Raw genomic sequence first — 20,486 nt, 5'->3', positions numbered from 1 at the left:
GTCGCTGTTCAGAGTAGGGAAGCGCGACCACGCTGGGTGACATGAAGCAGAAAAACCACCTCAGGATCCAGCTGTCGGCGACCCGGAGAGGCGCGCGCCTGGCCCGGCTCCTCACCGAGCGTCAACTGGCAGAGTGGGGCGCGCCGTTCGAGGAGGCGACGCAGGTGGTGGTGGAGCTGGCGTCCAACGCCGTACTGCACGGGCGCGTACGGGGAAGGGACTTCCGCCTGGGCCTGACACTGCACGACGACGGCACCCTGCGGATCGAGGTGACCGACGCCCGGGGGGACCGGGTCCCGCGTCCCCACGACCCGGTGGCCGAGGAGTCGGAATGCGGCCGGGGTCTGCGGATCGTGGCGGCGTACGCGGACCGCTGGGGCGTGACGGAGGCGCCGGCCGGGGCCAAGATCGTCTGGGCGGAACTCGTACCGGGTCGCGGCGGGCCGTGACCCGGCGGCGCCCGACACCAAAGACCAAAGAACCGGGGAAAGGACCAATCCCGCCCCCATCGCCCCCGTCGCTCACTCGCCGGAGTGAATATGCCCAACGCAACTGGCGCGACGGGGCAGTTGTGGTGCAGCGTCGGCAACGACAGCAAGTCCAGACATGCATCGGCCCTCGCCGGGACGGCAATCCCAGTGCGAGGGCCTGATCACCGAGGAAGAAGCGCTTCCCGATGACGTACAAGCAGCGTAACGCGCGCCCACCCGCGAAGTCCTCCCGTTCCCGCTACGGCGCCACCCACGTGAAGGAACGCCTTGACGGGAACTTCACCGTGATCAGCAACGAGCTGCTCCAGCACCCGGAGCTGTCCACGTTGGCGAAAGGCGTCGGGGGCTACATCCAGTCGCTGCCCGAAGGCACCCCGGTCGGCATCAAGGCGCTGGCCGACCAGTTGCCCGAGGGAGAGATCAGCATTGCCTCCGCCCTGCGTGAGCTGGAGGAGCACGGGTGGCACTGGCGCGACAGGGAGCGGCTTGAGTCGGGCCAGGTGGTGACCCGGACGTACTCGTACAACAGGCCGCGTCACGCGATGGTCGAAGCCGCCCGGGGCCCTGAGCCGGCCGCCGCCTCCACCCCCGCCCCGCCGAAGGCCCCGGCACCCGCGCCGTCGGGCAAGGCCGCCGAGCTGCTCGCCGGGCTCCGCGCGTACGACTCCCGCCTGATCCTCAGCGAGCGGGACGTACAACGCCTGGCGCCTCTCGTCACCAGGTGGCTGGAGCGGGCGTACCGCCCACGGCCGTCGTACGCACCCTCACCACCGGGCTGCCCAAGGGGCGGATCAAGCACCCGGCGGCCTTCCTGGCCCACCGCCTCACCGCCCAACTGCCTCCCCTGCACCCGAGGCTGTCCCTCATGGCGATCGGTATCGGGGTCACCATCCGTGCCTTGCCCGAAGGGACCCCCATCAGCGTCAGGACGCTGATGGAACACGCCCCGGAGAGCGAGTTCGAGATCGCCGCCGCCCTCCAGGAACTGCGGGACCACGGCTTCCTGCCGAAGGCCTGACGTTCCCCGTGCCCGAGCCGACACCGGAGGCGCTGCGGGCAGCGGTCGTGCGCTTCGCTCCGAGCAGGACCCCGGCCCTCACCCAGCACCTCTTCGAGGCCGCGACGAACGCCCAGCGGGCCCAGAGCCTCGCACCGCTGCGTGCCTTCGTCCACAGCTGGGCAGTGATCGTCGCCATCGAAGGTCACCCGGAACGCGCCGCTCGGTTGAGGGAGTTGGAGCGGATCGTGGATGAGGGGGAGGCGGACCCGGCGGCGGCCATCGCTGAGATCCGAGCGATTCGTGAGGCGGCCGAGGCGGAAGCCGGCCTCTGACTCCCCTCCCTCAGCGGCCCGCCACCTCCCCCGTCACCACCGGCCTGACCTTCGTCAGCATCAGGTCCAGGAACTGCTCCGGGTGCCGGAATGACGCGAAGTGGCTCGCCTCGCGGATCAGGGCGAAGTCCTTCACGGGGGCCGCGACCGCGTCGTAGAAGCGGCGGGCCGGTTCCGGTGGGGTGAGGACGTCGCTGTCCCCCTGGAAGAGGAAGAAGGGGAGGTGGAAGACGGTGCCCTCGGCGTGCTCGTCGATCGTCATCGCCTGAGGGGCGAGTTGTTCGGAGAAGGTCATGCCCTTCAGGTAGGCGCGCAGGTCGCGCAGGGTGTGGAGCGGGGAGAACCAGAGGGAGCGGATCACGACCGTCTTCATCGTGTCGTAGGTCAGCGGGTCGGTCGTGACCACGGTCTTGGCGTGTTCCGACCACTGCTCGGGGCTCCACGCGCTGCGGTCCGGGCCCATCGCCGTGATCCGCGCGTGCTCCCTCTTCTTGCCCGCCTTCGCCAGCCGGGCCAGCAGTGCCTCGAAGGAGGAGGTGTCGCGGCCGCCGCCGATGATGTTCTGGTCGGTGCCGACGTACGCCGAGTAGAGCTCGGGGTGGTCGCGGGCCAGGCGCAGGCCGGTGACCGTGCCGAAGCTGTTGGCGACCAGCAGGACCTGGTCGACGCCGAGGCGGGCGCGGACGTGGTCGGTCACCTCCAGGGCGTCGGCGTACAGGCGGTCGAGGGTCATCTCGCCCTGGCCCTCGGGGCCGCCCGCCGCGAAGGTCCTGCCGGCGCCGCGCATGTCCCAGCGGACGATCGTGAAGTGCCGCTCCCAGGCGCGGGTGCGCGGGGCGAAGGCGAGGTTGGAGGCGCCGGGGCCGCCGTGCACCTCCATGATCACCGGGTTCGACAGGTCCTCGCCCCGGATCGAGATCCACTGGTCGATGCCGCCGATGCGGACGTACGACGCCTCGTCGATGCCGTTCGGCGTCCGGATCTCCAGCTTCTTCGCGTTCGCCCGGCGCTTGAGGGCGCGGTAGGTCAGCAGCATGGTGTTCCCCCTAAACTGTTTACGCCGTCAGCTGTTTTGATGTGCTTACGGTATATACAGTTGTCTGGCGGAGTCAACGGGGTTCGAGCGGGAGGGTTCATGAGCGGACGGAACAAGGATCAGGACAGGCCACGCGACCCTCGCGCCGGTCTCGCGCTGCTGTGGGGCGAGCAAGGGCAGCCGACCCGCGGGCCCAAGCCGAAGCTGAGCCCGCAGCGCATCGCCGCCGCAGCCGCCGAACTCGCCGACGCCGAGGGGCTGGACGCGGTCTCCATGAGCAGGGTGGCGGGCGGGTTCGGGGTCTCGGCGATGGCCCTGTACCGGTACGTCCCCGGCAAGACCGAGCTCGTCGCGCTGATGGTCGAGTCCGTGCTGGCCGAGGCCCCGGACCTGTCCGGGGTGCCGGAGGGGGACTGGCGGGCGGCCGTACGCGAGTGGACCCGGTGCTGCGCGCGCGTCTACGCCGACCATCCCTGGCTGCTCGGGGCCACCGCCATGCGGCGCCAGCTGATGGGCCCGTGCCAGCTGTCCTGGCTGGACGCGGCGCTCGCCGCCCTGGAGCCCACGGGTCTCGGCGCCGCCCACCGCCACCAGGTCTTCCTGCTGCTGATCGGGCTCGTCCGCAACCTCGCCCAGCAGCTCGGTGACCACGACGAAGAGGGGGGCGAGGAGTGGGACCGGCTGAGCGCTGAGCTGCTCGCGCGGCATGCCGACCGCTTCCCCGCGCTCGCGCGGGCCGTGGCCGAGGGCGCCTTCGAGCCGGACGGCACCGACGCGCTCGCGTTCGGGCTCGACCGCGTTCTTGACGGGGTCGAAGCGCTCATGACTGGGCGGGAATGAACCTTCGGGGTCGGTTTGCCCCACTGAACGGGCCGTTCCGGGTCGATTACAGTGCTGAGCGTCGTACGGACGGACGGTGCCGTGAGGAGGTCTTCAGTGGGTACGACGTCCGGCGCCGTCTGGGGACGCGCCGAGCAGCAGGACTTCCGGAGCAGGGTGCGCGGCACACTGCTCGGGGCCGCCGTGGGCGACGCGCTCGGCGCGCCCGCCGATCCGCTGTCCCTGGAGGAGATCCGGGCCGCCTACGGTCCCGAGGGGCTGCTCGACCTCGCCTTCGGGCAGGGCCGGCGCGGCACGGTCACGCACCACACCCAGCTCACCCTCTTCACGGTGGACGGTCTGATACGCGCCCAGGTGCGCCGGGACACCGGCGCCTGGCATCCGCCGACCGATCTGCACCGGGCCTATCGGCGCTGGGCGGCGACCCAGCGGGACTGGGGGCCGGACGAGCGCCGCAAGGACGACGGCTGGCTGGCGCGCGAGGAGTGGCTGTACGCCCGCCGCGAGCCGAGCCGGGCCCTGCTCATCGGCTTCGGCGACGAGGCCATGGGCACGCTGGAGACGCCCAAGAATCCCGGTGAACTGGGCCCGGAAGCCGTCGCCCGCTCGGCGCCGTTCGGCCTGCTGGTCGGCTGGGAGCCACAGCTCGTCGCGCAGCTGGCGGTGGAGTGCGCGGCACAGAGTCACGGGCATTCGATCGCCTGTCTGTCGGCGGGCGCGTACGCCGTGATCGTGCACGCGCTGGCCCGGGGCGAGAGCCTCGACGGTGCCGTGCAGCGGGCCCTCTCCCTGCTCTCCGCCCGCCCCGGCCACCAGCCCGTCTCGGACGGCCTGCAGCACGCCCTCGGCGCGGTACGCCAGGGCATCCCGAGCCCGACCCGCGTGGAGGAACTGGCCGGCGACGGCACGGCGGACGGCCTCCTCGCGGCCTCCGTGTACTGCGCCCTGGTCGGCGAGGACGTCCGCCACGGCCTCTGCCTGGCGGTCAACCAGAGCGGCCCCTCGGCGGCGGCGGGCGCCCTGACCGGCGGCCTCCTCGGCGCCCTGCACGGCGAAACGGCCCTCCCCCCGGCCTGGCTGACCGAGCTGGAGGGCCGTCCGACGATCCTGGAACTGGCCGACGACTTCGCGATGGAGATGACCCAGGGACCGGCGCTGCACGGCCCGGCGGGGTCCTCGCCGGGGTGGCTGGCCCGGTATCCGCGGGCCTGAAGCCGGCCTGGTCCGTTTGCTCCGTTCAAGCCGATCGACGATCAACTGGCGGTCTACAGGGCCTGGTTGGGAGCTCCCAGCGCATTGTCGTCCGCGGCCGTCGGCACCGCCGCTGCCGCGTCCCCGTCGGTGTTGACCTTCTCGATGATCGCCAGGCGCTCGGGCGTGTCCTCCGGCTTCAGATAGCCGATCAGGATGTACAGCACCAGGGACACCGCCAGCGGCACCGAGACCTGGTACTGGAGCGGGACTCCGCCGGAGACGTTCCAGTTGATGGGGTAGTTGACCAGCCAGAACGCCAGCAGGCCCGCAGCCCAGCTGGTGAGCGCCGCCGTCGGGCCGGAGCGGCGGAACGGCCGGAGCAGACCCAGCATCATCGGAATCGCGATCGGGCCCATCAGACCGGCCACCCACTTGATGACGACGGTGATGATGTCCTTGAACGTGGGGGAGTCGACCTGGGTCGCCACCGCCATGGACAGGCCGAGGAAGACCACCGTCGTCACGCGGGCCGCGACCAGCCCCGAACGCTGCCCCCACGCCCGCGCCCGTGCCGACAGCACCGGTGCCACGTCCCGGGTGAAGACGGCGGAGATGGCGTTGGCGTCGGAGGAGCACATGGCCATCGTGTGGGAGAAGAAGCCGACGATCACCAGGCCCAACAGGCCGTGCGGCAGGAGCTGTTCGGTCATCAGGCCGTAGGAGTCCGAGCCGTCCGGTTTCTGCGCGTGCACCAGCAGCGGGGACATCCACATGGGGAAGAAGAGGACGACCGGCCAGACCAGCCACAGGATCGCCGACAGCCGGGCCCCGCGCTCGGCCTCGCGCGCGCTGCCCGTCGCCATGTAGCGCTGCGCCTGGTTGAGCATGCCGCCGTTGTACTCGAAGAGCTTGATGAACAGGAAGGCCAGCAGGAACACCGTGCCGTACGGGCCGACCAGCCCCTTGCCGTGCCCGTGCAGGGCGGGCTGGTTCCAGGCGTCGAAGAAGCCGATGTGCTTGTCGTTCAGCTTCAGTACGACCGCCACGAACATCGAGACGCCGGCGAGCAACTGGATGACGAACTGGCCGAGTTCGGTCAGGGCGTCCGCCCACAGACCGCCGATCGTGCAGTACACGGCCGTGATCGCGCCGGTGATGAGGATGCCCTGGTTGAGGGTGACCCCGGTGAACACCGACAACAGGGTGGCGATGGCGGCCCACTTGGCGGCCACGTCCACGATCTTCAGCAGCATGCCGGACCAGGCGAGCGCCTGCTGGGTGGAGAGGTTGTAACGGTTCTTCAGGTACTCCAGCGGGGAGGCCACATGGAGCCGGGAGCGCAGCCGGTTGATCCGGGGCGCGAACAGCCTCGACCCGATGGCGATGCCCAGTGCGATGGGGAAGGACCAGGTGACGAAGGAGGTGACGCCGTAGGTGTAGGCGATGCCCGCGTACCCGGTGAACATCACCGCGCTGTAGCCCGACATGTGGTGCGAGATGCCGGACAGCCACCAGGGCATCTTGCCGCCGGCCGTGAAGAAGTCGGAGACGTCGTCCACGCGCTTGTGCGACCAGACGCCGATCGCCACCATCACACCGAAGTAGCCGATGAGCACGGCCCAGTCGAGACTGTTCATGTGCTCGATCGTGGGTGTGGTCATGTGAACACGACAAGCGAGCGTAAGGTCAAGTCAAGGCAAAATCGTTCGATGTGGTGACTGATGTTCACCAACATGAACTCACCCATCAGGTCACCGCATCAGCTCACCGCATCAGTTCGCCCGCGTTGACCAGCAGCGACTGCCCCGTGATGGCCCGCGCCCGGTCCGAGGCCAGGAACACCGCCGCGTCCGCCACGTCCCCGTCCGTCGCCAGCTCCGGCAGCGCCATCCGTTCCGTCAGCCGCCCCAGCACCTCCGCCTCCGGCACCCCCTCCGTCAGCGCGGTGAACTGGACGTACGCCTGCACGGGCGGCCCCCACATCCAGCCCGGCAGCACGGTGTTGACCCGGATCCGCCGCGGCCCCAGCTCCCGTGCGAGGGAGTACATCGCGCTCGTCAGCGCCCCCTTCGACGCGGCGTACGCCGCCTGCCGCACCTGCGAGGGCGCGGCCACGGCCGACTGCGTCCCGACGAAGACGACGGATCCGCCACCGCCCGCCTCCAGCGCCGGCAGGCAGGCCCGCGTCATCCGCAGCGTCCCGAGCAGGTTCACGTCGATGACCGAGGCCCAGGTCGCGAAGTCCGCGTCCTCGACCCCGCCGAAGTACGAGTCCCAGGCGGCCACGTGCACCACCGCGTCGACGCCCCCGAACCGCTCCCGCGCCAGCGCGGCCAGCGTCTCGCACTGCCCCTCGTCGGTGATGTCGGTCGCCCGGTACGCCGTCCGCGTGCCGCCGGGGTCGATCTCCGTCGCGCTCTTGGCGAGGTTCGCCTCGGTGCGCGCCCCGAGCACCGCGTTCCCGCCGTCCCGTACGACGGCGGCGGCGACCTGGTGACCGAGCCCTGCGCCGACTCCCGAGACGACGACGGTCTTGCCGGTGAGCAGTGACATGGAGGCCTCCCGGACCCTGGCGCTTTGTCTGACGGGGCGTCAGAGTATGGGCGACCGCAGAAGGACGGAAGGGGACGGAGGGGGAACCGCATGAGCGAGGACACCCGCAGCGAGACGTACGGCGAACTGGCCGCCGTGGGCCCGTACGGCGTCCACCCGGGCCATGCCCTGATCACCATGGTCGAGCCGCATCCCGGCCACGAGTACGCCTACAACCGCTGGTACGAGGACGACCACTACTACGCCGGCGCGATGGCCATGCCCTGGATGTACGCGGGCCGGCGCTGGGTGGCGACGAGGGACCTGCAGCTGCTGCGCCGCCCCGAGAAGTCGGCGATCGCCCAGCCGGTGACCGCCGGCTGCTACCTCTCCACGTACTGGATCACCGCCGGCCGCTACGACGACCACATGAAGTGGACCGTCGCCATCAACAAGCGCCTCAACCGCGACGCCCGCGTCCACCACGACCGTACCCACGTCTTCACGGCCTTCCAGGACCACGAGGCGACGGTCTACCGCGACGGCGCGGCCGGCCCCAGGGACTTCCACGCCCTCGACCACCCGTACGCCGGCCTGGTCCTGGAGGTGATGGACGCGGACTCGCCGGAACAGCGCCCACAGCTCCTGGAATGGCTCCGCACCCGCGAGCTCCCCCGCCGCCTGGCGGGCTCCCCGGCCGCCATGGTCACGCTCTTCCGCCCCACGCCCCTGCCCGGCGACCGCATGACCTACGTGAAACAGGTGGAGGCGACCGACACCCGCCTGACCCTGCTGTGGTTCCTGGAGTCGGACCCGAGGCGATGCTGGCAGGACCACTTCACGGACCGGGCCACCGACGTCGCCGCCTCGGGCCTGGGCCACACAGAACTACTGGCCCCCTTCATCCCGACGGTGCCGGGCACGGACAGGTACGTGGGAGAACTCCGGGAATCCTGAACCACGTGCCGCGGATCACTTCAGGGCGTCAGGGCACGGTGTGCCGCGGGGCAGCTGGTACGGCGCAGCCAACCGGTACGTACCGGACCGCGGAGCGATCAGCATCGTCCACTTGTCGCCCTTCGCGTCCTCGGGCGTCTCCATCAGGCACCCGTTGACGTTGACGTACGTCTTCTCCTTGGTCTGCTGCGGCGCCTTCAGGCTCTTGCCGTGCGCGTCGACGATGCTCAGCCACGGCGAGTACGGGATCTTGATCAGGATCCGTCCGGCCTTGTGCACCTCCAGCGTCATCTCACCCTGCTCGGCACGGTCCACCACCGCGTTCGGCTCGGCGAGCGGCGCCGGGTCGGTCACCTTGAACAGCTGCCAGTTGGCGTCGCCCCAGATCTGCGTCAGATACGGCATCCCCCGCTGGAGCAGCGCCCGCTCCCGCTCACCGCCGTCCCCGTCAGGGTTGTCCTTCGGCAGCACGACGAAGTGCACGGCCCACCGCTGGAGCCACTCGTGGTAGTTCGCCGAGTTGAGCGTGTCGTCGTAGAAGAGCGGGTTGCGCTCCATGTCGGCCTGCCGGTTCCAGCCGCGTGCCAGATTGACGTACGGCGCGAGCGCGGAGGCCTCGCGGTGCGAGCGCGCCGGGACGACCTCGACCCGGCCCTTCTCGGCGCCGACCCTCTGCAACTGGTTCACCAGCGGCGCCAGCTCCCGCGCCCACGACGCGGCCGGGGTGGTGTGGATGATGTCGTCGACCGACTTGAAGCCGATCCAGCCGACGAAGCCCAGGAACGCGACGACGGTCAGGTACCACTTGCGCGACTTCGGCACCGTGAACGGCAGCGCCGCGATCAGCGTCGCCCCCGCGAACATCATCGGCAGCCGCGAGATGTTCGACCCGATCTGCGAGCTGATCAGCCACACCAGCACCACGCCGAGGCTGTAGACGGCCGCCGTCAGCCGTACGGTCACCCACTGCTTCGGCACCAGGAACAGGCACAGCAGGCCGTACAGCAGCGGCAGTATCACCGAGCCGATCGTCATCGGCTGTGTGCCGGAGAACGGGAAGAGGAAGTACGACGCGGCGACCACCGCCGCCGGCGCGATCCCCAGCGCCCAGGCGCCCGGTCGCCGCTTCTGCAGGAACAGCGCGACCGCGACGAGGCCCACGAACAGCCCCGAGACGGGCGAGGCCATGGTGGACAGCCCGGCCAGCGGGGCGGCGACCAGCGCCTTCGCCCAGCGTTTGTGCCGCCACCGGTGCGGCCAGCAGAACACGGCCGCGACCGCGCCGAGCCCGAACATCGTGCCGAGCCCGAAGGTCACCCGGCCCGACACCGCGTTGGCCAGCAGCGCGAGGACCCCGGCGAGCGAGGCCCACAGCGGGTTCTTCACCGCCCGGCTGCGGATCAGGACCAGGGTCAGCAGGCCCGCGGACACGGTCCCGGCGATCATCATCGTCGTACGGACGCCGAGGACGGCCATCAGATACGGCGACACGACGCTGTACGACACCGGGTGCATGCCCCCGTACCAGGCGAGGTTGTACGCCGAGTCCGGGTGCCGGCCGACGAACTCGGCCCAGGCGTCCTGCGCCGCGAGATCGCCGCCGCTGTTCGCGAAGGTGAAGAACCAGATGATGTGCAGGACGCCCGCGAGCGCGGTGACGGACAGCACAGGATGCAGAAGCAGCCGCTGCCGCAGGGGCTCGGCGGCGACGAGGAGGCGCGCGAGTCTGCCGGTCGGCGGCTCTGCCGGACCGGTGCCGGGTGTGGTCGTGGTCGTACGACCGGTGTCGGCCCTGTCCGTATCAGCCCTGTCGGCCGTATCAGCCGTGGACAGGCGTATTCGCGTGCCGGACCCCGGGGCGGTTCCCGGGCCCGGATCGGCGTCGTCGGCGCGTGTCGGCTCCGCTGTGGCCACCTGAAGGCACTCCCCGTGTCCCGTCTTCTGTTCTCGGCCGCGTCCCTCGGAGTTCCCGGCCGCTTCTCGTCCAGTTCGCCGTCCCGTCCCGTGACCGGCGACCTGCCCCGATTCGTGACGCTAGCACGCACCCCGCCGCGGGGCTCCCGGGTGGGGCTCCGTCGACGGGGTGCGCGGGTGGGGCAGGGGGGTGCGTCAGCGCGGTGCGACCGCCCGGGCGGGTCAGCTCAGACGGGTCAGCTTGGCGCCGAAACCGGGCTCGGCCAGATCCTTCTGCAGGGCTACCGGAACCTTCACCGCTCCGGCCGAACCGTCACCCACGGTGAGCGTCCCGACGCGGGTGCCCGCCTTCGCGGTGTGCGGGACGGAGTCGGAGGCGAACGACAGCTTCACCTTCAGCCCGGACCAGCCGACCGCGGTGACGTCCTTGGTGACGACGATCGGGGTCTGGCCGCCGAGCTGGTCGTCCACGTAGCCGACCACGTCACCCTTCTTCAGGATCTTCTCCGAGGTCAGCGCGTTCTGTGCGGCGAGCAGCGCGGTCTTGCTGACGGCGTTGACCGTGTCGAGGATCGACGGCCCCTTGTGCTGGCCGAGTATCGCGCCGACGACCGTCACCGTCTGCCCGCCGACCGTCTTGCGGGAGGCGAAGAGCAGATTGCCGCCGGCCGCGGTGGTGCTGCCGGTCTTGATGCCGATGGCGCCGATGAGGTACGGCAGCGTGTTGACGTTGGTCCAGTTGTGGCCGGAGGGGTCGGTCCAGCTGGCCGCGCTGGTGATGGCGACCAGGGCGGGGTTCTTGACGACCGCGCGCCCGAGCTTCACCTGGTCCTCGGCGGTGGAGACGGTGGACGGCGTCAGCCCCGAGGGGTCGGTGTACGTCGTGTTCGTCATCCCCAGCTCCTTGGCGGTCGCGTTCATCTTCTTGACGAACGCCGCCTCCGAGCCCGCGTCCCAGCGCGCCAGCAGCCGGGCGATGTTGTTCGCGGAGGGGATCATGACGGCCGACAGGGCCTGCTTCTCGGTGAGGAAGTCACCGGCCTTGACGGTGTTGAGGGTGGACTCGCCGCCGCTCTTGTCGTAGCCGCCCTCCTTCTCCGCCGTCTTGTCGACCTTGATCTTCGGGCCTTCCTGGCCCGGCTTCAGCGGGTGGTCCCGGAGGATGATGTACGACGTCATGGTCTTGGCGACCGAGCCGATGGCCACGGGCGTCTGCTTGCCGAAGCGGCCCATCGTGCCGATGCCGTCGCCGTCCATCCAGCCCTGGCCCTCGCCCGGCCAGGGCAGGTTCACCGCCCCGCCGTCGAAGGTGTAGCTGTCCTTCGCGGTGAGTGCGAGGGCGGGGGACGGCAGCGGGCGCATCGCCTGTACGACGACGAAGACGACCGCCAGCAGCAGGACCAGGGGGGTCCAGATCTTGACCCGGCGCACGATCGTGCGGACCGGGGTCTCCGGGGGCGGCGGCGTGTTCGTCAGCTCCGCCAGCAGGTCCAACGGGGGCCTGGGCGGCAGGGGCTGCTGGGTGGTGCGCTCGGGACCGACCTGGGGGACGGCGGTGGTGACGTCGGACGTGGGGTCCTTCGGTTCCGTGCGGCCGGGCAGGTCGGGCTTCAGCGCGACGAACTTGCTGGTGCGCTCGGAGTCGGACTCGGCGGCCTTGGGGGACTTGGGAGTGCCGCCCAGCTTGAGCATGGTCGTCGGCTGGTCGACCTTGGGGCGTACGGCCTTGAAGACGGCGGTCGGCTGATCGACAGCCGCCTCGGCTCCGCCGTCGCCGGACCCGGCTCGCCCGGCCTTCGCATCAGCTTCGGCACCCGCATCTGCTTCGGCTTCCGCGTCGGTGTCGGCGTCGGCCTCGGGGGCGGCGTCCGCATCAGCCTTGGCTTCCGGGCCGGAGTCGGCCTCGGCAGCTGTGTCGGCCTTGCCCTCCGTGTTCTCGTCCGCGCCTGCCTCGGCGTCCTCCTTGGCTTCGGCTTCCGCGCCGCCGTCGGCCTTCTCGTCGGCGTCGGCCTCGGCACGCGTGTCGGCGTCCGCCTCAGCCTCGGCCCCGGATCCGGCACCCGTATCGGCGTCGGTCCCGGCACCCGTCTCGGCGTCCGCCTCAGCCTCAGCCTCAGCCTCGGCCCCGGCACTCGTCTCGGCGTCCGCCTCAGCCTCGGCCTCGGCCCCGGCACCCGTCTCGGCGTCCGCCTCAGCGGCAGCGTCGGCGTCGGCCTCGGCTCCCGCCTCGTCGCTCACGTCCGCCTCGGCTTCCGTCGCGGCGGCGGTGCCTTCCTTCGCATCCGCAACCGAGCTCGCGTCCGCGTCCGCGCCGGCCTCGGCCCCGGAAGCCGCCTCTTCCTTCTCGCCCGCGCCCGAGACCGTCTCAGACTCCGTCTCGGTCTCCGGCTTCGGTTCCGCCTGCTTCCCGGACGTCTTCCCGTCAGCACCTCGGACCCAAGCCGACACCGCCTCCCGCAGAGCGGCGTCCTCCTCGGTCGTCTCCCGGTCCTCGGCGGCAGCCGTCACCTTCGCGTCGGCAGACTCCTCCGCCTTGGCGGCAGCGACATCCCGCACCGACAGGACCTTCGTCGCCGTATCCACACCGCCGCCGCCAGAGGAATCCTTTTCCCGGGAGACCGCGAGGCGCGGATCGCGAGCCTCGGGAACCGAATCCCCGCTCCCCGGCGTCGGTTCCGCCGACGACTCGCGCTGCTTCGACCTGTCGGGGGACTCGCCCGCCACCGATGCCTCCTCCATGCGCCGCACGCCCACTCGCGCGCCCTGTCCGAACCATGTACCAGTGTCCTGTGTGAGGACTTGGCTCCTGGGCTAGACGAGAACGACATACCTACCGGTTCCCTTACGAACCGGTCACGCGCTCTCGACAGACCAATGTGAGAGGGGTCACCCTGTCATTCATCCACGCGGGGAGGCATGGATGGGCAGGAGCCGCAGAACAATTCCGGAGGAGCTTCTGTTGCTTGCACTGGACCCGGCCACGGGTACCACTGCACAGCCGCAGTCGCTCGACCTCGGTCTGGCCGGAGCACAGCTAGTGGAGCTGGCGCTGGCCGGACGGATAGCCCCAGACGGGGATCGTATCGCCGTGGTGGTGCCACGGCCGACAGGAGATCCGACTCTGGACTGCGCATTGGAGTTGCTGCGAAGGCGCGGCGCTCCGGTGCGTGCCGTCCATTGGATCGGCGGGCCCCGGCTGGGGCTCCGTCAGACGTATCTCTCGCATCTGGAGCGGTGCGGCATGGTCGCCGCCGTACCGGGACAGATGTGCGGGGTGCTGCCGACGACGCGTTACCAGGCGACGGACACCGCCATCAGCCGGGAGATCCGAGGCCGGCTGGATTCCGCGATCCGCACCGGCGTACCGCCGGACCCGCGGACCGCGGCGCTCGCCGCCCTGGCGCACGCCGTCGGACTCGGCAAGCACCTGTATCCGGGGAACGAGGGGCGCTCGTCCCGATCCCGGCTGCGGGACTTGATCCGGCACGACCCGATGGGCGGGCTCGTCGCGCACGCCGTGATGGACGTGCAGAACGGTGCGGCCGCACAGCCGCGCCGCGGACCCGCTGTCACCGCACGGCAGGGCACGGCCGGCGTCAGGACCGCGCCGGAACCCGCACGCGGGGTTCCGATGCAGCCGCACCGCGGGTCCATGGCACGCGCCGTGGCCCACTGAGCCGTAACCCCGGTCACCCCAGACCCGGTTCGGGAGCCGCTGGTCAGAGCGGGGCGGTGAGACACTCGTGGTCTCACCGCCCCGCTCGACTGCGTCCATGGCACCGGCCGCGGTACCGGCCGCGGTACCCGGGTGGGTGGCGGATCGTGGCGAACTGACGCGTACGCGCCGCATATCCCTCGTTTCCCAGCGGTAGAAAGCACCTTGGTGGCAGTCTGCTCAACAGCAGATACGGAAAGTGTTAAGTGACAGGCAGGCAGCCGGAGGTGCACGTCCCGTGGCGTCCAATGTCAATCCCACCGTCAGGCGGCGCCGGCTGGGCCAGGAGCTGCGCAGGCTCCGCGAGCTCAAGGGCATGACGGCCGAAGAAGTGGCGGAACGACTGCTGGTGTCGCAGTCGAAGATCAGTCGGCTGGAGAACGGCCGCAGGAGCATCAGCCAGCGCGATGTGCGCGACCTGTGCGGAGTCTACGAGGTCGAGGACCAGCGGATCGTCGACTCCCTGATGGAGATGGCCCGCGACTCGCGCCAGCAGGGCTGGTGGCACACCTTCGGGGACATCCCGTACAGCGTCTACATCGGACTGGAGACCGACGCCGAGTCGCTGCGGGTGTACGAGCCCCAGCTGGTGACCGGTCTGTTGCAGACCCGGGGGTACGCCGAGGCCCTCGTCCAGGGTGCGTTGCCGGAGACGTCCACGGCGGAGATCGAGAAGCGCGTGCAGGTGCGCATGCGCCGACAGGAACGTATCACCGCCGAGAACAACCCGCTCCGGCTGTGGGTCGTGCTCGACGAGGCGTCGCTGCGCCGGGTCGTCGGCAGCAGGCTGGTGATGCGGGAGCAGCTGGAGCAGCTGATCGAGATGTCCCAGCTGCCGCACGTCACCGTGCAGGTGCTGCCGTTCGAGGTGGGCGCGCATCCGGGGCTCAACGGCCAGTACGCGATCCTCGAGTTCACCGACGCGGCCGACTCCAGCGTGGTCTATCTGGAGGGTGTCACCAGCGACCTGTACCTGGAGAAGGCGCAGGACGTGCAGAAGTACGCCGTGATGTACGAGCATCTGCGGGCACAGTCGCTGAATGTGGAGCAATCCCGGCAGTTCATCGCGAAGGTGGCGAAGGAGTACGCGGACTGAGTCATCGTCACGGAAGGCGCCGGATCGTACACCGTCGGTCCGCTCCCGTGGAAGGCCCATCTGGAATATGCCATCCGGTCGAGTGAACGACTACTCCAGCGGGGGCAGTTGCCCGGTAGCGTCGATCACGCCAATCAGCCCCAGAAGGTTGGCGTGAACCGCACCATCGCAACTCGCACACAGGAGTGGACATGGCACTGATTCAGGGCGCTTCGGAGACGTGGATGAAGTCCTCCTACTCGGCGGGCAACGGCGCCTGCGTGGAGGTCAAGTCGCCCACCGACGCCGGACTCGCGGTCCGTGACTCCAAGAACATCGAGGGCCCGGTCCTGGCCTTCCCCGCCGACGCGTGGAACACCTTCGTGGCCTCGGTCAAGGCCTAGGGGGCTCTCGCTGACCTTCGTCCGTAAAGACCACCGACGAACAACGAGGAACAACTTCACAGCACCACCCCCAAGAGCCCTCTCGACCGGTCGCCGTCCTTGCCGAGAGGGCTCGGTGCTGTGCAGCGCACGCCCCGGGTCAGCCCGTGCTCAGCCGAGCTGGCCCTCGATGGCCGCCACGACCTGTGCCGACTCCGGCTCCGTCTGCGGCGAGAAACGCGCCACGATCCGGCCGTCCCTGCCGATCAGGAACTTCTCGAAGTTCCAGCGGATGTCCCCGCTGTGCCCCTCCCCGTCGGCGAAGCCCACCAGACGTTCGTACAGCGGGTGCCGCCCCTCGCCGTTCACCTCCACCTTCTCGGTGAGCGGGAACGTCACGCCGTACGTCGCCGAGCAGAACTCGGCGATCTCCTCGGCGCTGCCGGGCTCCTGCCCGAGGAACTGGTTGCAGGGCACGCCGAGCACGGTGAAGCCCTGGTCGCCGTACCGCTCCTGGAGCTTTTCCAGGCCCGAGTACTGCGGGGTCAGCCCGCATTTGGAGGCCACGTTCACGATGAGCACGGCCTGGCCGGCGTACCCCTCCAGATGGGCGGAGCCGCCCTGGAGGGCCCCGATCTCTACGTTCAGTACCGAACCGGTGTGGTCAGAAGTCGTCATGCCCGAAGGCTAGCCCCGCCCGGCGACCGCCCCCTGCCGCGACCCCCGGACCCCTCCTCGCCCCCGGACCCCGCCTCGACCAGCACCTGGCCCGCCGCCGTCCGCCCGTACAGCACCGAGCGCCCCGCCCGCCACCGCTCCACCAGGCCCGCCTCCCGCAGCACCTTCAGATGGCGGCCCACCGAGCCCAGGCCCTGCCCGGTCACCGCGGTCAGCTGGGTGGTGCTCATCGGGGAGCCGAGGAGGACCAGTACCGCGGCCCGGGCCGTGCCGAGCAGGGCGTCCAGGGCGGCCGGGACGCTCCGGCCAGCGGTGTCGGCGAGGACACCGACGCACGGGTAGACCGCCGCGTACCGCACCCCGTCCTCCCAGGCCACCCACCCCGCCCGCTGCACGGTCACCGGCACGAAGACCAGCTCGGCGCCGGAGATCTCGCGGGGCGGATACTCATGCAGATTGATCTGGAGCCGGTTCTCACCGAGCCAGCGCGTCCGCCCCGGCCGCAGGGCGTCCAGGACGCTCACCCAGCCGCCCCGGCTCACCTGCGCCGTCCGCGCGACGACATCCGCCTCCAGCACCCGCCGGCGCCGCTGCCAGTACGGCCGTACGGTCTCCTCCCACACCCACTCCAGCAGCCCGGCCGCCCGCTCGGGCAGATCGTCCCGGTCCAGCTCGGCGGGGAGCGGACCGGCGAGGGCGGTGCGCAACTGGGCGCGGGCCGCGTCGGGCGCGGTCGAGCGGACCCGGGCGATCTCGTCCGCGAACGGCTCCCCACCGCGCGGGGTGGGGGTCAGGAAATCGGCGATCCATCCCGCACGCTCGAATGCGCTCGCGCGGGGGGACCCCCACTGTCCGAGCCCGGCCCGCACCAGCCGCCCGGTCACCGGGTCCGCCGCCAGCCGCGCCCGGTAGCCCGGCAGATGCCGGCTCAGCCACGCCTGCTCACCGGGATGCGCCGCGTCACCGGCGTCCAGCAGCTTCAGGGACGCGAAGGTCTCGGCGTGCGGCGAGATGACGAACCGGCTTCCGGCAAGGGTGTCCGCGTTGAGCTGCCACCACCCCACGAGCCCCCCTGACCGCCGTAGTGAAACCTGTGCTGTCGTGCTGTCGTGCTTTCGCGTGACGGCGAAACAATAACGACCCGCGTGCGGGCCGCCCAAGACTCTCGTACATGACCGGCTACCGATCCCTGTTCCGCACCCCGGAGTTCACCCCGCTCTTCCTGGGTACGGCCGCGCAGACCGCCGCGCAGACCGTCGGCGGGCTCGCCCTCGCCACGCTCGTGTACCGGGCGACCGGCTCCCCGCTGCTATCGGCGGTGAGCATGTTCGGCCCGTCGCTCGCCCAGGTGCTGGGCGCGACCTTCCTGCTGTCCGGTGCCGACCGGCTGCCGCCGCGCACGGCCCTGTCCGCGATCGCGCTGGCCTTCGCGGCCGGTACGGCGGTGCAGGCGCTGCCCGGACTGCCGGTCGGCGCGGTCTTCGCCGTCGTCCTGCTTCTGGGCCTGGTCGCCTCCCTGGGCGGCGGCGTCCGCTGGGGCCTGCTGAACGAGATCCTCACGCGGCACGGCTCCGCCAAGGACGGCTATCTGCCCGGGCGTTCGCTGTTCAACATGATGAGCGGGCTCATGCAGATCGCCGGTTTCGCCACCGGCGGCGCCCTGCTCGCCGCACTGTCCCCGCGCGTCTGCCTGCTGCTGTCGGCGGCCCTGTACCTGACGGCGGCGCTCGTGCTGCGCCTCGGCCTGACCGCCCGCCCGCCCCGCACCGCCGGCCGGCCCTCCGCGTCGGCGACCTGGCGCACCAACGCCCTGCTGTGGTCGTCCCGTTCGCGCCGCCTGACCTTTCTGGGCCTGTGGCTGCCGAACGGCCTGGTGGTCGGCTGCGAGTCGTTGTACGTGTCGTACGCCCCGCACGCGGCCGGCACCCTGTTCGCCTGCGGGGCGCTCGGCATGTTCGCCGGGGACGTGACCGTCGGCCGACTGCTGTCGCCCGCGCTGCGCCGCCGGACGGCCACCCCGCTGCTGCTCCTGCTGGCGACGCCGTACGTGCTGTTCGCGGCGCACCCGCCGCTGCCGGTGGCGATGGTGTGCGTGACGGTCTCCTCGGCGGGTTTCGGTGCGAGCCTGGTCCAGCAGGAGCGGCTGATGGAACTGACGCCGGACGAACTCGCCGGTCAGGCGCTGGGGTTGCACTCGGCGGGCATGCTGACGATGCAGGGCGTGAGCGCGGCGCTGGCCGGGGCGGTGGCCCAGTTCACCTCGCCCGCCGCCGGGATGACGGTGATGGCGGCGGGCTCGGTGCTGGTGACGCTGGCGCTGGCTACGGCCGGCCGTCGCTCTCCTGCGCCGTCTCCTGAGCCGGAGCCGGAGCCGGAGCCGGAGCCGGAGCCGGAGCCGGAGCCGGAGCCGGGACCGAGGCCGGGGCTTGCTGAGGCGGCTGGGACGGCTGAGGCGCGTTGAGGTTGGCGCCGATCTGCTGGGCGGCCTTGTCGAAGTAGCGCAGCAGCTCGACGGGGAAGGGCATCACGAGGGTGGAGTTCTTCTCGGCGGCGACCTCGACGACGGTCTGCAGCAGCCGCAACTGCATGGCCTCAGGCGTGTCGGACATGATCCTGGACGCGTTGGCGAGCTGCTGCGCGGCCTGGAACTCACCGTCGGCGGTGATGACCCGGGCCCGCCGCTCCCGCTCGGCCTCGGCCTGCCGCGACATGGACCGCTTCAGCGACTCGGGCAGCTGGACGTCCTTGATCTCGACGCGGTCGATGTGAATGCCCCACCCGGTGGCCGGGCTGTCGATCATCAGAGCCAGCCCCTCGTGCAGCCGCTCCCGGTCGCTCAGCAGATCGTCCAGATCGCTCTTGCCGATGATGGACCGCAGGGAGGACTGGGCGACCTGCCCGACGGCGAAGACGTAGTCCTGCACCTCGATGGCGGCGCGCACCGGGTCGGTCACCCGGAAGTAGACGACCGCGTCGACCTTCACCGACACGTTGTCCTTGGTGATGCCCTCCTGGGTCGGCACGGGCATGGTCACGATCTGCACGTTCACCTTGCGCATCCGGTCGGCGAACGGAATGAGGAAGGTGATGCCGGGCTGCCGATGGCTCGGCAGCGCCTTGCCCCACCGGAACACCACCCCGCGCTCGACCTGGTTGACGACCCGCATCCCGCTCTTCAGCACGAGCAGCGCCAACAGCGCCACCACGACGACCCCCACCACGGTGCCTCCCATGGCAGTCCTTTCCTCGCATCCGGCATGGATACCGGCAAGGACACCGCCGATGCCCCCGCGGATGCGACCCCCGCGTCATGACTGCGTCAAAATTCTGCCACCGCACCTGCGGACGGCGGGCACCCCGGCTCGCGGCCCCACCGGGTTGCCCACCGCCCACTGCCCCCCCGCTCCACTGCCCCCCGCTCAACTCACCTGGAGGCGTGCTCCCACACGGGCAGCCAGGTGTCGTTGGCCACGCCGTGCGCGGTGCAGGTGTACTGGATCAGCTGGTTGCCCTTGCCGACCCCGCCGCGCACGTTGAGACACTGGCCACTGGACCTGACCACGATCTGGTAGCCGATGCCCTTGGGGACGAACCTCCACTCCTCGTTCGCCGCTCCGCCGCTGCACGTGTACTGGATGACCTCGGCGTTCACCTCGTTCCCGCCGCCCTTGACGTTGAGGCACTTGCCGCTGCCCACCGACTTCAGCCGGTAGTAACCGCCCCCGGCGGCCTCGGGCTCCCACAGGTCGTTGCCCGCGCGGGCCACCGGCCACTGAACGGCCCTGGCGCCGTTCTCCTCGGACGCACCGGCGATGTTGACGTCCTGGCCGGGCTCACCGGCCAGGCGCAGGGTCACCGCCTCCACCTGTGCCGCGGCGACGTTCGCCGTGGTCGCGGCGGGCGCCGCCCCCGCCATGCCGAGCATGAGCCCGGCGCCGATCGCCACAGCACCCACAAGACCGGCCGGGCGCTTCCCGCGCACCCGGCGCGACCTACCCGTCGTACTGATGGTCACAAGCCCTCCAAAGGGCATCGCGGACAGAACGGCGGGAGACTGCCCAACCGCACATCACTCGCATTCCGCACCCGAGCGCACTCCACACCAAGGAGTGACCGGGGCCAACCAAACCTGTGGGCAAGGCAGTTGACCGGAGGGGGGAGCGTGACGGTTCTTCGGCTCGCCGCCTGTCCTCCAGGGCGTGACCACGAGCCCGAATGGTCCGGCTTCACGGGCTCCAGGACGATCCTGATCGACGAACGTGATCCGTTTGCCGAGCGCAACGCCGCACCGTCGCTCATGCCGGCATCCACCGCACCGGACGGGCCCGGCAGGCGTGCC

18 protein-coding genes and 1 pseudogene are annotated in these 20,486 nt (G+C 70.7%); 10 read left to right on the top strand and 9 right to left on the bottom strand.

All coding sequences use genetic code 11. The features are described from left to right. Positions 1 to 41: 41 nt before the first annotated feature. From ADK64_RS11395 to ADK64_RS11385, 3 genes are all read left to right on the top strand, one after another. Positions 42 to 449 (top strand): ATP-binding protein, encoded by a 408-nt coding sequence (locus ADK64_RS11395; RefSeq protein WP_053657730.1) that lies wholly within the window; start codon positions 42 to 44, stop codon positions 447 to 449. 763 nt (positions 450 to 1,212) lie between these two features. Further along, entirely contained in the window at positions 1,213 to 1,509 is a 297-nt protein-coding gene (locus ADK64_RS11390; protein ID WP_053657728.1) for a hypothetical protein, read from the top strand. Positions 1,510 to 1,517: 8 nt separating this feature from the next. Then, the gene (locus ADK64_RS11385; RefSeq protein WP_199829570.1) at positions 1,518 to 1,823 is read left to right on the top strand and encodes a DUF6247 family protein; all 306 of its coding nucleotides are present in this window, start codon (positions 1,518 to 1,520) and stop codon (positions 1,821 to 1,823) included. Between the two features lie 10 nt (positions 1,824 to 1,833). On the opposite strand, the gene ADK64_RS11380 is transcribed toward ADK64_RS11385, so the two are convergent. Further along, entirely contained in the window at positions 1,834 to 2,859 is a 1,026-nt protein-coding gene (locus ADK64_RS11380) for an alpha/beta fold hydrolase (protein ID WP_053657723.1), read from the bottom strand. A gap of 99 nt (positions 2,860 to 2,958) precedes the next feature. Here ADK64_RS11380 and ADK64_RS11375 point away from each other — a divergent pair, with 99 nt between their 5' ends. Beyond that, positions 2,959 to 3,699 (top strand): TetR/AcrR family transcriptional regulator, encoded by a 741-nt coding sequence (locus ADK64_RS11375; protein ID WP_053657721.1) that lies wholly within the window; start codon positions 2,959 to 2,961, stop codon positions 3,697 to 3,699. A gap of 96 nt (positions 3,700 to 3,795) precedes the next feature. Beyond that, on the top strand, positions 3,796 to 4,911 hold the full coding sequence (locus ADK64_RS11370; protein ID WP_053657719.1) for an ADP-ribosylglycohydrolase family protein: 1,116 nt from the start codon (positions 3,796 to 3,798) through the stop codon (positions 4,909 to 4,911). Positions 4,912 to 4,964: 53 nt separating this feature from the next. On the opposite strand, the gene ADK64_RS11365 is transcribed toward ADK64_RS11370, so the two are convergent. After that, the gene (locus tag ADK64_RS11365; RefSeq protein WP_053658220.1) at positions 4,965 to 6,530 is read right to left on the bottom strand and encodes a sodium:solute symporter family protein; all 1,566 of its coding nucleotides are present in this window, start codon (positions 6,528 to 6,530) and stop codon (positions 4,965 to 4,967) included. A 127-nt stretch (positions 6,531 to 6,657) separates the two neighbouring features. Then, positions 6,658 to 7,446 carry an SDR family oxidoreductase gene (locus tag ADK64_RS11360; protein ID WP_053657717.1) on the bottom strand — a complete coding sequence of 263 codons (789 nt, stop codon included), beginning with the start codon at positions 7,444 to 7,446 and terminating at the stop codon, positions 6,658 to 6,660. 90 nt (positions 7,447 to 7,536) lie between these two features. Between ADK64_RS11360 and ADK64_RS11355 the strand changes: the two genes are divergently transcribed. Then, positions 7,537 to 8,382: a hypothetical protein gene (locus ADK64_RS11355; protein ID WP_053657715.1), complete on the top strand. Its 846-nt coding sequence runs from the start codon at positions 7,537 to 7,539 to the stop codon at positions 8,380 to 8,382. 15 nt (positions 8,383 to 8,397) lie between these two features. Here the strand turns inward: ADK64_RS11355 and ADK64_RS11350 are convergent, their stop codons facing one another. Further along, positions 8,398 to 10,296: an MFS transporter gene (locus ADK64_RS11350; protein ID WP_199829569.1), complete on the bottom strand. Its 1,899-nt coding sequence runs from the start codon at positions 10,294 to 10,296 to the stop codon at positions 8,398 to 8,400. 222 nt (positions 10,297 to 10,518) lie between these two features. Then, a complete protein-coding gene (locus ADK64_RS11345) occupies positions 10,519 to 13,035 on the bottom strand; it encodes a D-alanyl-D-alanine carboxypeptidase (RefSeq protein WP_063789896.1) in 2,517 nt (838 codons plus the stop codon). Between the two features lie 181 nt (positions 13,036 to 13,216). Here ADK64_RS11345 and ADK64_RS11340 point away from each other — a divergent pair, with 181 nt between their 5' ends. From ADK64_RS11340 to ADK64_RS11330, 3 genes are all read left to right on the top strand, one after another. Then, positions 13,217 to 13,972 (top strand): GOLPH3/VPS74 family protein, encoded by a 756-nt coding sequence (locus tag ADK64_RS11340; protein WP_053657713.1) that lies wholly within the window; start codon positions 13,217 to 13,219, stop codon positions 13,970 to 13,972. A gap of 277 nt (positions 13,973 to 14,249) precedes the next feature. Beyond that, entirely contained in the window at positions 14,250 to 15,107 is an 858-nt protein-coding gene (locus ADK64_RS11335) for a helix-turn-helix domain-containing protein (protein ID WP_053657711.1), read from the top strand. A 191-nt stretch (positions 15,108 to 15,298) separates the two neighbouring features. Then, on the top strand, positions 15,299 to 15,490 hold the full coding sequence (locus tag ADK64_RS11330) for a DUF397 domain-containing protein (protein WP_053657709.1): 192 nt from the start codon (positions 15,299 to 15,301) through the stop codon (positions 15,488 to 15,490). A 150-nt stretch (positions 15,491 to 15,640) separates the two neighbouring features. Here the strand turns inward: ADK64_RS11330 and ADK64_RS11325 are convergent, their stop codons facing one another. Then, on the bottom strand, positions 15,641 to 16,147 hold the full coding sequence (locus ADK64_RS11325; RefSeq protein ID WP_053657707.1) for a glutathione peroxidase: 507 nt from the start codon (positions 16,145 to 16,147) through the stop codon (positions 15,641 to 15,643). Further along, a complete protein-coding gene (locus tag ADK64_RS11320) occupies positions 16,144 to 17,211 on the bottom strand; it encodes an ArsR/SmtB family transcription factor (protein ID WP_053657705.1) in 1,068 nt (355 codons plus the stop codon). Before ADK64_RS11320 ends, ADK64_RS11325 begins: the two co-directional genes overlap by 4 nt. A 107-nt stretch (positions 17,212 to 17,318) precedes the next feature. On the opposite strand from ADK64_RS11320, the gene ADK64_RS11315 reads away from it, so the two are divergent. Continuing rightward, a complete protein-coding gene (locus ADK64_RS11315; protein WP_234384537.1) occupies positions 17,319 to 18,608 on the top strand; it encodes an MFS transporter in 1,290 nt (429 codons plus the stop codon). 247 nt (positions 18,609 to 18,855) lie between these two features. Here ADK64_RS11315 and ADK64_RS48935 read toward each other — a convergent pair. Both ADK64_RS48935 and ADK64_RS11305 read right to left on the bottom strand, forming a co-directional pair. Further along, a pseudogene (locus ADK64_RS48935) lies at positions 18,856 to 19,314 on the bottom strand (SPFH domain-containing protein); the annotation flags it as partial. Between the two features lie 257 nt (positions 19,315 to 19,571). Beyond that, entirely contained in the window at positions 19,572 to 20,093 is a 522-nt protein-coding gene (locus ADK64_RS11305) for an RICIN domain-containing protein (protein ID WP_234384536.1), read from the bottom strand. Between the last annotated feature and the right edge of the window lie 393 nt (positions 20,094 to 20,486).

This window comes from Streptomyces sp. MMG1121 (genome assembly GCF_001280015.1).
Classification (GTDB): domain Bacteria; phylum Actinomycetota; class Actinomycetes; order Streptomycetales; family Streptomycetaceae; genus Streptomyces.
The sequence above is the reverse complement of the archived record's forward strand: the minus strand, read 5'-3'. Positions and strand labels throughout refer to the sequence as shown.